This is a genomic window from Thioalkalivibrio sp. AKL9, from assembly GCF_000377825.1.
Taxonomy (GTDB): Bacteria; Pseudomonadota; Gammaproteobacteria; order Ectothiorhodospirales; family Ectothiorhodospiraceae; genus Thioalkalivibrio; species Thioalkalivibrio versutus.
Genome location: NZ_KB905115.1, coordinates 33,374 through 46,321, shown reverse-complemented (window position 1 = coordinate 46,321; position 12,948 = coordinate 33,374). Strand labels below are relative to the sequence as shown.

Sequence of the window (12,948 nt, the reverse complement as noted above, 5' to 3'; positions counted from 1 at the left end):
TGGATTCATGTCCGATGCCCCTACGCTGTACCACAACCCGCGCTGCAGCAAGTCGCGTGCGACCCTGGCGCTGCTGCGCGAACAGGGCGTGGAACCGCAGATCGTCGAATACCTGAAGACCCCGCCGGACGCGGCCACCCTGCGCGCGATCGTGGACAAGCTCGGCATTGCGCCACGCGACCTTCTGCGCACCGGCGAGGCGGAATACCGCGAGCTGGGCCTGAAGGATGCCGAGATGGACGACGAAGCGCTGATCCAGACCATGGTCCAGCATCCGAAACTGATCGAGCGCCCCATCCTCGTCCACGGCGACGACGCCCGTATCGGGCGCCCGCCGGAACAGGTCCTGGAGATCCTGTCGTGAGCGCCGCCCCCGAGATCCTCGTGCTGTACTACAGCCGTTATGGGGCGACGGCAGAACTGGCCCGCCACGTGGCCAGTGGCGTGGAGCGCGCCGGTGCGGTCGCCCGCGTGCGCACCGTACCGCCGGTGAGCACTAACATCACCGGCGACGCCCCGGCGGTCCCCGCCGACGGCCCGCCCTACGCGGAGACCCGCGACCTCGAAGAATGCGCCGGGCTGGTGATGGGGTCGCCCACCCGCTTCGGCAACATGGCCGCGCCGCTGAAACACTTCCTTGATGGCACCAGCGGTCTCTGGGCGAGCGGCGGGCTGGTGGATCGGCCGTTCGGGCTGTTCACCAGCACCGCTACCCAGCATGGCGGGCAGGAGACCACCCTGCTGACCATGGGCATGCCGCTCATCCACCAGGGGATGCTGTGGGTGGGCGTGCCCTACACCGTGCCGGAACTGAGCACCACCACGAGCGGCGGCTCGCCCTATGGCGCTAGCCACGTCGCGGGGGGACAGGGCGAACACCCGGTCACGCGCGACGAGCAGCGCATTGCCGGCGCGCTGGGCGAACGCGTCGGCCGCATTGCCCTGCGGCTCCAGGCCGGAGACGACGCATGATCCTCGCGGCCCGCGCGCTGGCGCTGATCGCCTACTTCGGCCTGCTGGGCGTGATCCTGATCTGGACGACCTGGATCGACCCGCCGGAGATCGTTCCGATCGCCGTGGCGCTGGTCGTGCTGGTCCTGCCGCTGATGTTCCCGCTGCGCGGCATGCTGCACGGACGCCGCTACACCCACGCCTGGTCCAGCCTGCTGGCGCTGGCCTACATCACCCTCGGTATCACGCTGGCCGCCGCGGCGGACGCCCGGCTCTACGGTGTGCTGATGACCACCGCCAGCCTCGCCTGGTTCGCCGGCTGCCTGCTCTACGTCAAGCTGGACGCCCGCCGCGCCCGCCAGATGGCTTCCTGACTTTTCCATCCACCACGAAGCGCACGAAGAAGGGCAAGGTCAACGGCAAGTCACAGGAAATAGGGACGGTTCTGGGTGGGGTGCCACGGGCGCAAAAACCTTCGGAGCTGCCGCCTCCGTTGCCCGTCATCCCGGCCGGAGCGCAGCGCAGAGCCGGGATCTCTGGCGCAGGAAAACCACCGTGGGCAGATCCCGGATCACCGCTGCGCGGTGTCCGGGATGACGGGCATCGGTGGGGCACTGCACACCGCGATGGCGTTCCGGGCGATCGACTCCAACCAACTAATTCCGCTCTTCTGCCCGTCCCTTCTGCCTGTGAATCGCCCTTGCCCTTCTGCGTGCGCTTCGGGGTGACGATCACAAACGCGCGAGCTGGTCGCGGACGAAGGGGATGGTCAGGCGCCGCTGCTCGGCCAGGGCGGCCAGGTCCAGGCGGTCCAGCAGCTCCAGTAGCGCCACCAGGTCGCGGCGGTAGTGGCGCAGCAGGTATTCGGCCACCGCCTCCGGCAGCTCCAGCCCGCGCAGCACCGCGCGCTGGGCGAGGATGCGTTTGAGATCCTCCTCCTCCGGCGCCTGTATGCGGAACACCGGCCCCCAGGCGAGGCGCGAGGTCAGATCCGGCAGGCGACTGTCCAGCCCGTCCGGCGCGTGCGCGGCTGCCAGCAGCACCCGGCAGCCGCCATCGCGAAGTCGATTCAGCAGCCCGAACAGGGCCTCGTCCCAGTCGCCCTGCCCGACCACCGCGTCGAGATCGTCCAGCGCAACCAGGCGGGCGCGCTCCAGCCCATCCAGCACCGCCAGCGGCGGCGCGGTCACCAGTTCGGCCAGCGGCAGATAGGCCACGGGCTCGCCGCGTTCGTGGCCCTGATGGCAGGCGGCCTGCAGCAGATGGGTCTTGCCCAGGCCCGCCGGGCCGTGCAACAGAATCTGTGGCTCGGTCATCCCGGTCCCGATCGAGAGGGCCTCCACCGCGTCCCGCGCGAGGCGGTTGCCGCCCGGATAGAAGCTGGCAAAGCGCGAGGCGTCGCGCAGGCGCAAATCCAGCGGGAGCTGGCGCTGCGGCGCAGCATTGCCCCCCTGCCCCGTCGTCATGAGCCTCCGCCCCCTGTATCCGCATCCGCGGGCGCATCCCCGGCATTCAGCCGCCGGTAGTGCGCCAGGGTATGGCGCACACCCACGGCCAGGACCGCCGCCACCGGCAACGCCAGCAGCACGCCGAAGAACCCGAACAGCTGGCCGCCCGCCAGCACGGCAAAGATCACCGCGACCGGGTGCAGCCCGGTGCGGTCCCCCACCAGCCAGGGCGTCAGGACCATGGACTCCAGCACCTGGGCAATGGCGAAGATCACCAGCACGATCAGCAGCAGGCTCCAGCCGTCGCCCTGCACCAGCGCCGCGGCGGTGGCCAGCAACACGCCAACGATCACGCCGACGTAGGGAATGAAGCTCACCAGCCCCGCGATCAGGCCGATCGCCAGCCCCATCTCCACGCCCACCACGGTCAAGGTGACGGCGTAGAACAGGCCCAGCGCCAGCATCACCAGCAACTGCCCGCGCAGGAAGGCCCCCAGGGTCTCGTCCGACTCCGCGGCGAAGGTCAGCACCGCCGGGCGCCAGGCCTGCGGCAGTAGATCCCGCAGGCCGTCCAGCAGCCGCGGCCAGTCGCGCAGCAGATAGAAGCTCACCACCGGGATCAACACCACGTTGAGCACCCCCAGCACCAGCGCGCCGGTCGAGCTGCCGATCCATTGCAGCACGCCCCCGGCCAGCCCGCCGGCCTCGCGCCAGTGGTCGGCCACCAGCCCCTGCAGCGCGCTGGCATCCAGCGGCGGCAGGGAATCCCCGGCCAGATCCTCCAGCCACGGGCGCACCTGATCGTCGAACCAGCCGAGGATCTGCGGCATCGCCAGCGTAAGCCGCTCGAACTGGGCGATCGCCAGCGGGATCAGGATCAGGATCAGCGCCGCCAACCCCAGCATCACCAGCAGGAAGATCACGACGGTCGCCAGGGTGCGCGAACGCCCCGTGCGCGCAACCAGCCGGGTCACCAGCGGGTTGAACAGGTAGCCGATCAGCAGGGCTGCGACGAAGGGCGTGAGGATGGGCGCCAGCAGGTACAGCGCTCCGCCAAGGACCAGCAGCCCAACCAGGGCAGCCAGCGGGGCGGCCGAAAGCGGCCAGACATGGTCGCGGGTATCCGGATTCATGGCGTCCTCCCCGAGGTCCCTGCCGGATTCGTGTGTCCGTGCAGGTGACGCCAGGCATAAAACCCCCATTGCACGGTATAGGCCAGCCCGCTGGCCACGGTGGTGAAGGCCACGACGATCACCAGCAGTTGCACCCAGATCGGATCCAGCGCCAGCAGACCGACCTTCACGATGGCGACCAGCACCAGCGTAATCTGCAAAAAGGTGTTCACCTTGCTGATCAGTAGCGGCCGGATGGCCAGCGGGCCCACGAACACCCGGTACAGCGCGGAGCCCACGGTCAGCCAGACATCCCGCCCGACCACCAGCACCAGCAGCCACAACGGCAGTAGCCCGGACAGCGTCACCGCGACGTAGACCCCCAGCATCAGCAGCTTGTCCGCTGCCGGGTCCAGCCAGGCCCCGAGCCGCGTGTGCCAGCCGTAGCGCCGCACCAGCCAGCCATCCAGGGCATCACTCAGCCCGGCGATCGTCAGCAGCACCACCGCCACCACGTAGTACTCCAGCGCCAACAACCACACGATCGGCGGAATCAGCGCGATCCTTCCAATGGTGACGGCGTTGGGGATCTGGTGGCGAGGGAACATTCGATGAAAGTGGGCGCGAACCGAGACCGGCGCGGATTAGCGCCGGTCCAGCCAGGCATCGGCACCGGCGGCGTCCTCGGGCGTCTCGGCCCGCGCGAAGCCGGAGCCACGCAGCAGATCGATCAGATCGTCCTGCTCGAGTCCAGTACGGACCTGCAGCACCACGCTATCGCCGGCCAGGGAATCCAGACGCGCGGCCTCCACCGCCTGCAACCGCGTCAGCTCGGCGCGCAGGCGCTCGAAGGCCCCATAGCCCTGAACCCCGGCAAAGCCCAGACGCAGCCATTCCGGCTCGGCCGCCACCCGCGCCAGGCGTTCGGCCACCTGATCCAGCCCTCGCGCCACCGCGTCGTGCGCCGCAGTACCGGGATTCTCCCCGCTCGCCGCGCTGCGATATTCGCGGCCATCGTGCACGGCAATCGCCCGCGCCTCCGCCCCGCTCGTGGTCTCGCGCACATGCAGCAGCACGACGCCATCGGCGTCGTAGCGACGCGCCGCCTCCACCAGCGGCTCGGTCACGCCGCCGACGATGTCGGACGGCTGGGCCGCGCGGCGGTCCTGAAGGTCGCCCAGGGGGAACAACAGCGGCATGTCACGCGCCGCGGCCAGATCCCCCAGCGCGGAGAGAATGCCCGGACCGTCCACGGCATCCCCGAGCAGGTCGCGCTGCCCGCCCCGCTCATGGACGGCCCAGACCAGCAGCCCCGGACGCTCCCCGAGCACGGATGGCACCCCGGCATCGCGCAGCGCGGTGCGCAGACGGAAGCGGTCGAACTCCAGGCGGTAGGAATCGTCCTCGACCTGCTGCCGGCGCTCCAGGGCCGCGATCCAGCCCGCGTCGTCACGCGCGTCCAGCAACGCCTCGACCAGTTCCAGTACCGGCTCCGAGCGCAGCCCGGCCAGACGCACCAGCGCCTGTTCCAGGCCCTGCTCCAGGGCCGCGGACTCGTCCTCGGCCGTGACCTTCACCACCACCGGGCCTTCGACCGCGGCCGCCGGGGCCAGCACGAGGAGGAAAAGACCCAGCAGGATAGCCAGGCGCGAATGCGTTCGGGGGTGCAGTGACATGGTTGCGTTCAATTGTTCGACAAGCGCCACAAAATACCACAGCCCACCGCGCCGAAGCCCCTGAGGAAAGCGGCCCAATGCGGCCCGCGCCGGACCGTCTTCTTTGCACGCCCGCACCCGGCTCGCTACCATGCCGGGTTCTGCGAGACCGCCACGGCGCGCGGTCGTCAAACATCGGGGAACCCATGTCCGAATCCCGTTCAGGCCTGACCTACCGCGAGGCCGGTGTCGACATCGAGGCCGGCGCCGAGCTGGTCGAACGCATCAAGCCGCATGCGGCGCGCACCCGGCGTCCCGGCGTCATGGCCGGACTGGGGGGCTTCGGCGCCCTGTTCGAGCTGCCGATGGATCGCTACAAGCAGCCGGTTCTGGTCTCCGGCACCGACGGCGTCGGCACCAAGCTGCGCCTGGCCCAGGAGACCGGTCGTCACGACAGCATCGGCATCGACCTGGTCGCGATGTGCGTGAACGACATCGTGGTCCAGGGCGCCGAGCCGCTGTTCTTCCTCGACTACTACGCCACCGGCCACCTGGACGTGGACATCGCCGCCGACGTGGTCACTGGCATCGCCGAGGGCTGCGAACAGGCCGGTTGTGCGCTGATCGGCGGCGAGACGGCCGAGATGCCCGGGATGTACCAGGGCGAGGACTACGACGTCGCCGGCTTCGCGGTCGGGATCGCCGAGAAGGCCGCCCTGATCGACGGCAGCCGGGTTACTGCGGGCGATGTGGTCCTGGGCCTGGAGGCCAGCGGGCCCCACTCCAACGGCTATTCCCTGATCCGCCGCGTCCTGGAACACTCCGGCGCCGGCCTGGACGCCCCGTTGCCGGGCGCCGACGGGGTCACCCTCGGCGAGGCGCTGATGGCCCCCACCCGAATCTACGTGCGCCCGCTGCTGGAGCTGCTGCAGCAGTTCCCGGTGCACGCGATGGCGCATATCACCGGCGGTGGTCTGACCGAGAATATTCCGCGCGTGCTGCCGGATACCCTGGGGGCGCGCATCGACCCGGACAGCTGGGCGCGCCCGCCGGTTTTCCAGTGGCTGCAGCAGGCCGGCGACATCGCCGACGAGGAGATGCTGCGCACCTTCAATTGCGGCATCGGCATGACCGTGATCCTCCCCGAGGACCGGGTCGAGGCCGCCAGCTCGCAGCTGGCCCGAGCCGGCATCCGCAGCTGGCCGATCGGCGTGATCCAGGAGCGCGACGACTACCAGCCAAGCGTCTCATACGCCGCCGCATGAGCGTCCCCGCCGGGCAATCGGCCGCGACCCCGAAGCGCCTGGTGGTGCTGATCTCCGGGCGCGGCAGCAACCTCGGCGCCCTGATCGAGGCCTGCGAGCAGGACCGCATCCCGGCGCAGGTCGTCGGCGTCATCAGCAACCGCCCGGATGCCGCCGGGCTGGGCTTTGCCGAACAGCATCACATCCCGCACCGGGTACTGAACCACCGCGACTACCCCTCGCGCGAGGCCTTTGACGCCGACCTGGCCACCGCCATCGAGGACTATGCCCCCGACCTGGTCATCCTGGCCGGCTTCATGCGCATCCTGACCCCCGGTTTTGTGGACCGCTTCACCGGCCGGATGCTGAACATTCACCCGTCGCTGCTGCCGAAGTATCGCGGTCTGGATACCCATGCCCGCGCCCTGGCCGATGGCGAGCCCGAACACGGCGCCAGCGTGCACTTTGTCACCCCGGAGCTGGACGGCGGCCCGGTCATCATGCAGGCCCGCGTGCCGGTCGACCCCAACGACACGCCCGACACCCTGGCCGCCCGCGTGCAACGGGCCGAGCACCGGCTGTACCCCGAGGCCGTGCGCCGGGTGTGTTCAGGTGAAATTCAGTGGTCCGGGCGGATCCTGCAGGCCGACGGCTCGCCGCTTGAGGCGCCGCTGCAACTCGACGAGGACACCCACGATGTTTCAGGCCCTGACGCCCGGAGCCGCCCACCGCACCCGGTCGGCTAGAACCCCCATGTTCCGACTCGCAATCACCCTGCTGCTGGCCCTGCTGGCCGCCCCCGCGGCCGCGGAGCGTGACCTGAGCCCGATCCCGCCGTACACCGCCAGTTACGAGGCCAACGCCATGGGCAACACGCTCAAGGCGCGCATCACGCTCAATCACGAAGACGTGCAGACCCGCATGGCGATGGACGCCCATGTCTCCGGTTTCCTGCGCATCCTCGGGCGTTTCGAGCTGAGCCGCGAGGCCCTGATGAACAGCCGAAGCGGCGATTTGCAGCTGGTGCAATCGCGCAGCCAGCAGATCACCCCGCGCCGCGAACGCAAGGTCGAGACCCGCTTCGACTGGGAGACCAACCGCGCGATCGGCACCATCAACGGCGAACGCTTCGATCTCGAGGTGCCGCCGCAGACCCTGGACTTCCTCGGCTCGCTGTATCTGATGATGCAACGCCTGGAGAGTGGGGCCCTGTCCAGCGAAGGCGACCGCGAAACCATCCAGGCCCTGGAACGCGACCGCCTGCGCGAATACCGCTTCGAGTACGCCGGGCGCGAGACCATGGACTCCCCGATCGGCCGGGTCGAGACCATCCGCATCGATCGCCGCACGGACGACAGCGATGTCGCCCTGTCCGCCTGGTTCGCCCGCGAGCTGCGCCATGTGCCGGTGCGCTTCGACTACGAGGCCGACGGCCGCGTGTTCGAGCTGAACCTCACGCAGCTGGAATGGCACGACCCGATCATTGATCTGACCGACGAGTAACCACCATGAGCGAAACCTTTGACCTGGCCATCATCGGCAGTGGCCCCGGGGGCTATCGTGCCGCCGTCCTGGGCGCCCTGCGCGGACTGAACGTCGTCATCATCGAGAAGGCCGACTGGGGCGGCTGCTGCCTCAACCGCGGCTGCGTGCCCAAGAAGGACTGGTACCACACCGCACGCACCGTTGCCGCCCAGCGCCACTTCGCCGGCCGCGGCATCAGCGGCAGTCTCAGCGCCGACATGGGCAAGGCCTGGGACCACCAGAAGGACGTGGTCACCGAGGTGCGCAACTCCTACCTGGGCTACATGAAGCACCTGAAGATCCAGTACCGCCACGGAGCCGCGAGCTTCCGCGACGCCGAGACCCTGGAGGTCGTGACCGACGATGGCACCGAGACCGTGCAGGCCCGGCACACCATCATCGCCACCGGTGCCACCGCCAGCGTCCCCGCGCCCTTCGAGGCGGCGCCCGGTCGCGTCCTCACCACCGACATGCTGTTCGACGACAAGCCGCCGGCCGGCCAGCGCGTCGCCATCATCGGCTCCGGCGTGGTCGCCACCGAGTTCGCCTGGATCTTTCACCACCTCGGCAAGGACGTGACCTGGCTGAGCCGCTCGAAGCCGCTGTCCGGCCAGAAATTCAGCCCCCAGGCGCTGGGCACGCTGAAGGAACGCCTGGCCGAGGACGGCGTCGAGCCCACCCGCGTCAAAGGCTACGAGAAGGTCGAGATGTCCGACGACGGCGTCACCATCACCGACAGCGAAGGCAACACCTTCGAGGTCGACTGGGTCCTGCTCGGCACTGGCCGCACCCCGCACACCGAAGGCCTGAACCTGGATGCGATCGGGGTGAAGACCGACCGCCGCGGCTTCGTCCAGCGCCGCCCCACCCTGCAGACCGACGTCGACAACATCTACGTCATCGGCGATGTCGCCAGCGAGTGGCAGACCGCCAACCACGCCCTGGCCGACGCGACCATCGCGGTCGAGAACATCCAGAACGGCAACACCCGCGAACAGGACGAGCGCTTCGTCCCGATCGCGATCTACTCCGCCGTCGAGATGGCGCGTCTGGGCATGGACGAGGACGATGCCGAGGACGATGAACTGGAGCCGGCGGTCGGCTTTGCCGCCTTCGAGACCTCCCCACGCGCCCTGGGCCAGGACGAGCCCGAGGGCTTCGTGCGCCTGATCGGCGACATGGACACCGGGGCCCTGCTGGGCGGCGAGGTGATCGGCGCCGACGCTGGCGAACTGATCCACATCCTGTCGCTGGCCCCCGACCGCGACACCGCCCTAGCCTGGATCGCCAAGGGCCAATGGAACCACCCGGCCCGCGCCGAGGAGTTCCTCAACGCGACCGAGACCCTCGCCTCCAAGTGGAACCTCAAGTCCGAAATCTTCGGTCTCTGACCTGGCCTGAAGCCACCCTGTAGTCCTGGGCTAGCGTTCAGCCCGGGTACGCTTGGCGGCCAGGAGCTCGGTATCCGCACGCTGGACGAGGTGCTCGAGATGGGTGTCGTCGGCGAGAAAGCCGGCCGCGCCGACACTGATGGAGATGTCTGCCTGTTCCTGCACCCGCGCCTGCAGGCGCTCGGCCATCCGCCGGGCGTCTGCCAGGCGGGTGTCCGGGAGCAGGACGACGAATTCGTCCCCGCCATAGCGTCCGAGCAGGTCCGCGTCGCGCAGGGTTGCCTGCGCGGTGGCGGTGACCCGCTTCAGCATGGCGTCGCCGGCCGCGTGTCCCACTTCATCGTTGATCCGCTTGAAGCCGTCGAGATCGAACATCAACAGCGATAGGGGACTGCCGTGGCGGCGGGCGCGCTCCATCTCGCTCTCGGCCCGTGCCTGAAAGTGCCGGCGATTGCCAACCCCGGTGAGGGGGTCGCAGGACGCGAGCTTTTCCAGCCGCCGATTGGCCTCCTCGAACTCGCGGTTGGCCTGGTTCAGGGCCTGCGTGCGCTCCTCGACCACGGCCTCCAGGTTGTGGCTGTAGCGCTCCAGATCCTCACGCGCCAGGCGCAACTCGGTGACATCCTGGGAGATTCCGAACAAGTGCGTGATCGCACCCTGCGTGTCATGCACGGGCAACAGCAGGGTGAGCCAGCGCCCTTCCTTTTCGACGCCATCGCCACCGCGAAAGGCCGCATGTTCCTCGTAGCGCAGGGGCGCATCCTGGCGCAGGCAGTCGCGGTAATGTGCGACCACCTGCTCTGCGACCGGCCACGGCAGGATGTCGTGCAGGCGCCGGCCGGTACAATCCTGCGCGAACAGCTGTTGCATCTTCGCGTTGGATGCCTCGACCACGAAATCCGGGCCTTCGACCCGAATCAGGAACATGTTCTCCGGAAAATGCTGCCAGATCTCCGCGAGCACGCTGGTCTGCGCCAACTCGTGCAGAAATCCTTCCCTCGCCGTTCTATCGTCCGTCATCGAATACCCTTCTGGTACGCCGGGGACACGCGGCCCCACATCCGCGGTCGCCCTCGAATCGATCTGTCGTGCTGACAAGGCGTGGTGAGCTCAGTGTAGCCGAGCTTTCGTCGCGAACCGCAGCGACGTCAGTGGGAACATTGGCCGAAGCCGGGCATTCAACGACTTGCGGGGTTGATGCCCCGCGTTCATCGATCCGGAGTTACGCACCACGGGTGGCAACCGGCCGGAAGAACCGCGTCCACCCTGCGCAACACATGGAGCGCCGACGCGGGCGTGGACAAGGGCCAGCGTCGCCCTAACGCATGTACCCGTAGCCCTCCTGCTGTTGCAGACGGACGATTTCGGCATCGGCCATCGGGACGACGCTCGCGAAGCCGTGGAAGTCCTCCGGGGCGTAGCCGCGACGAGCGGCGCCGGCCGGGCAGATGCGATAGTCGATCACGCCAGCCCGCGTTCCAGCGTTATCGGCGTCTCGTGCCCGGAAAGGTGCTCGCGAGGGCGCCTCTTCGGCGTGCACAGTGGCCATCGGACCGGCCAGCCGAATCGGTCTTGCATCCACGCAGCGACGCCGCCTCGGAACACAACATCACTCCAACCGCCCCATGGAGTGATCGTACGGCGCGCACTCCCAGGCCATTCTCCCCATCCACCGCGGTCCATGCATGCCAACCAGGGCGCGGATTGGTCGTAGAATGATCGGCAATGCTGCGCGCGGTCCAATACCCGAGCGCCCTCGTCCCTACCCTTCAAGCCGACGTTTACCGCATGCGCCGATCTCCGGTCCTGGTCCTAGTCCTGATACTTCTGCTCTGCGTGACGGCACACGCCAGCGAGGACATCGGCGCCGGGGAATCCGGTCAGCAGTGGCTGCACCAGACACGCGAGGGCACGCGCGACCTGACCTACTGGCTGGTCCGCAACGTGGATGGCTGGTTCGGTGACAAGCCGTTCGACGACAGCGGCGGCGAGGCGGGTGGTCGCATCCAGATCGGCGGGCTCCACCGCGAGGACAAGGGGTTCAAGGCCTCCACGCGGTTCCGGCTGGACGTGACCATGCCCAACGTGAACGAACGGGTCTATCTGTTCGTCGGCCGCGGCGCGGAGGACGAACTGGTGCAGGACCAGCCGGAGACTTTCTCGCGCGCGCAGCTCCTGCTGCCGGAGGACCGTGACGCGGACCAGACCTATTTCGGCGGGCTCGGCTATCACCTACGCGAACATGTCGACCTGCGTCTCGGCATCCGCGGCGGCTACAAGCCGTATGCCCAGGCCCGTTATCGCCGGATCTTCTGGCCGACCGACGCCACCACGCTGGATTTTCGCGAGACCCTGTTCGTGTCCACCGGCGACGGTATCGGGGCAACCAGCTCGCTCGACCTGGCCCATGCACTCACCGAGCGCCGCGCGTTTCGCTGGCGCAATTCCGCGACCGTCAGCTCGGAGACACGTGGAGCGGCCTGGTCCACCGCCATGGGGGTGTTCCAGACCTTCGGACCGGAGCGGGAGATCTCGCTGGAGGTGCTGGCGAATGGCGAAACCGCCCGACCGGTGAAGGTGCGTGAATATGGCCTGCGCGGGATCTATCGCCAGCCCGTCTACCGCGACTGGCTGATCGGCGAGGTCATACTCGGGCATTTCTGGCCCCGCGGCGATCGCGATCCGGACCGGCGCAAGGCCTGGGCCCTGGGCCTCGGGATCGAGATGATCTTCTGATCCGGGAGCCAACACGATCGCTTGCATTCATCGGCGTCTCGGAACCACGTCACGGGGGCTTCGTCACGCCAAACGGCGTATAAGGTGCACGCTCACTCGCGATTTGGAACCGCAGGGGACATCCCGCTCCGCGCGCCCTGATCGCAATCGAGCAGGAGGGGGAGTTGCCTCCCGCGTCCTCTCACACCACCGGGCAAACGGATCCGTACCACAGCGGTTCTTGCCTCCCATTATTGGGTTGAGCTTCGCTCCAATGAATTCCCCCGCCGCCTGTGTGCTGTGAGCGCTTCGACAGTCTTTGGGCTTCCGACCCGCCATACCGTTCCTCGCGGCGGACACCCTAGCTGTTCAGCTAGCGGTTCCCACTATCAGGGTCCATAGGGGACTCTCACCCCGAGTCATCCAGCCAGCCACCACGGCTAGCCGGATAGCGCCTAAACGACGCTACGCGCCATGCCTGGCGCACCACAAAAAAAGCCCCGCACTAGGCGGGGCTCTCTCAACCTGGCGCTTGCGCGCCGGGGTTGTCTTACTGAGCTTCGACGTTCGCGGCGGCCGGGCCCTTCTGGCCCTGCTCGACGTCAAACGAGACGCTCTGGCCTTCTGCCAGCGACTTGAAGCCGCTACCCTGGATGGCGCTGTGATGGACGAAGACGTCCTTGGAGCCATCAGACGGGGTAATAAAGCCAAAGCCTTTTTCGTCGCTAAACCACTTCACTGTACCTGTAGCCATTTCGGTTACCTCTGCTTGTTCATAATAGATTGGGTTTTCGAGGGGAGGAGAGACTGGAGGGCAACCGAACGACGATGGAACTTGATCGTGATTCTACGCGGCCCCAAACCAACCGGGACCGGAACTGCGAATCTTAACGCCCCTTTTGGGGGTG

15 protein-coding genes are annotated in these 12,948 nt (G+C 68.1%); 8 read left to right on the top strand and 7 right to left on the bottom strand.

The window, feature by feature from the left end:
* Positions 1-7 precede the first annotated feature (7 nt).
* The 3 genes from arsC to D573_RS0111620 are packed head-to-tail and all read left to right on the top strand — an operon-like array spanning position 8 to position 1,325.
* The gene (gene arsC / locus D573_RS0111630; protein ID WP_018143908.1) at positions 8-364 is read left to right on the top strand and encodes an arsenate reductase (glutaredoxin); all 357 of its coding nucleotides are present in this window, start codon (positions 8-10) and stop codon (positions 362-364) included.
* The gene (gene wrbA, locus D573_RS0111625; protein ID WP_018938753.1) at positions 361-972 is read left to right on the top strand and encodes an NAD(P)H:quinone oxidoreductase; all 612 of its coding nucleotides are present in this window, start codon (positions 361-363) and stop codon (positions 970-972) included. Before arsC ends, wrbA begins: the two co-directional genes overlap by 4 nt.
* Positions 969-1,325 carry a DUF2069 domain-containing protein gene (locus tag D573_RS0111620; RefSeq protein ID WP_018143910.1) on the top strand — a complete coding sequence of 119 codons (357 nt, stop codon included), beginning with the start codon at positions 969-971 and terminating at the stop codon, positions 1,323-1,325. The genes wrbA and D573_RS0111620 overlap by 4 nt, the downstream gene beginning before the upstream one ends.
* Before the next feature lie 357 nt (positions 1,326-1,682).
* Here the strand turns inward: D573_RS0111620 and hda are convergent, their stop codons facing one another.
* Genes hda through D573_RS0111600 form a run of 4 tightly spaced genes read right to left on the bottom strand, consistent with a single transcriptional unit; the run spans position 1,683 to position 5,187 of the window.
* Positions 1,683-2,417, bottom strand: coding sequence for a DnaA regulatory inactivator Hda (hda, locus tag D573_RS0111615; protein WP_018938754.1), 735 nt, complete (start codon positions 2,415-2,417; stop codon positions 1,683-1,685).
* The gene (locus D573_RS0111610; RefSeq protein WP_018938755.1) at positions 2,414-3,532 is read right to left on the bottom strand and encodes an AI-2E family transporter; all 1,119 of its coding nucleotides are present in this window, start codon (positions 3,530-3,532) and stop codon (positions 2,414-2,416) included. The genes hda and D573_RS0111610 overlap by 4 nt, the downstream gene beginning before the upstream one ends.
* Complete coding sequence (locus tag D573_RS0111605) at positions 3,529-4,119, bottom strand: CDP-alcohol phosphatidyltransferase family protein (RefSeq protein ID WP_018168483.1); 591 nt, start codon at positions 4,117-4,119, stop codon at positions 3,529-3,531. The genes D573_RS0111610 and D573_RS0111605 overlap by 4 nt, the downstream gene beginning before the upstream one ends.
* 36 nt (positions 4,120-4,155) lie before the next feature.
* The gene (locus D573_RS0111600; RefSeq protein WP_018938757.1) at positions 4,156-5,187 is read right to left on the bottom strand and encodes a DUF2066 domain-containing protein; all 1,032 of its coding nucleotides are present in this window, start codon (positions 5,185-5,187) and stop codon (positions 4,156-4,158) included.
* Between the two features lie 185 nt (positions 5,188-5,372).
* Between D573_RS0111600 and purM the strand changes: the two genes are divergently transcribed.
* The 4 genes from purM to D573_RS0111580 are packed head-to-tail and all read left to right on the top strand — an operon-like array spanning position 5,373 to position 9,325.
* Positions 5,373-6,431, top strand: coding sequence for a phosphoribosylformylglycinamidine cyclo-ligase (gene purM, locus D573_RS0111595; protein WP_018938758.1), 1,059 nt, complete (start codon positions 5,373-5,375; stop codon positions 6,429-6,431).
* Complete coding sequence (gene purN / locus D573_RS0111590; RefSeq protein ID WP_018649763.1) at positions 6,428-7,156, top strand: phosphoribosylglycinamide formyltransferase; 729 nt, start codon at positions 6,428-6,430, stop codon at positions 7,154-7,156. The genes purM and purN overlap by 4 nt, the downstream gene beginning before the upstream one ends.
* A gap of 7 nt (positions 7,157-7,163) precedes the next feature.
* A complete protein-coding gene (locus D573_RS0111585; protein ID WP_018938759.1) occupies positions 7,164-7,913 on the top strand; it encodes a DUF3108 domain-containing protein in 750 nt (249 codons plus the stop codon).
* Positions 7,914-7,918: 5 nt separating this feature from the next.
* A complete protein-coding gene (locus tag D573_RS0111580; protein WP_018938760.1) occupies positions 7,919-9,325 on the top strand; it encodes an NAD(P)/FAD-dependent oxidoreductase in 1,407 nt (468 codons plus the stop codon).
* A 30-nt stretch (positions 9,326-9,355) separates the two neighbouring features.
* Here the strand turns inward: D573_RS0111580 and D573_RS0111575 are convergent, their stop codons facing one another.
* Entirely contained in the window at positions 9,356-10,303 is a 948-nt protein-coding gene (locus D573_RS0111575) for a GGDEF domain-containing protein (RefSeq protein ID WP_018938761.1), read from the bottom strand.
* A 340-nt stretch (positions 10,304-10,643) separates the two neighbouring features.
* On the bottom strand, positions 10,644-10,790 hold the full coding sequence (locus D573_RS14600) for a hypothetical protein (protein ID WP_018176051.1): 147 nt from the start codon (positions 10,788-10,790) through the stop codon (positions 10,644-10,646).
* Positions 10,791-11,050: 260 nt separating this feature from the next.
* On the opposite strand from D573_RS14600, the gene D573_RS0111565 reads away from it, so the two are divergent.
* Positions 11,051-12,061 (top strand): hypothetical protein, encoded by a 1,011-nt coding sequence (locus tag D573_RS0111565; protein WP_018938762.1) that lies wholly within the window; start codon positions 11,051-11,053, stop codon positions 12,059-12,061.
* Between the two features lie 529 nt (positions 12,062-12,590).
* On the opposite strand, the gene D573_RS0111560 is transcribed toward D573_RS0111565, so the two are convergent.
* Entirely contained in the window at positions 12,591-12,794 is a 204-nt protein-coding gene (locus D573_RS0111560) for a cold-shock protein (protein WP_018143924.1), read from the bottom strand.
* Positions 12,795-12,948 lie beyond the last annotated feature (154 nt).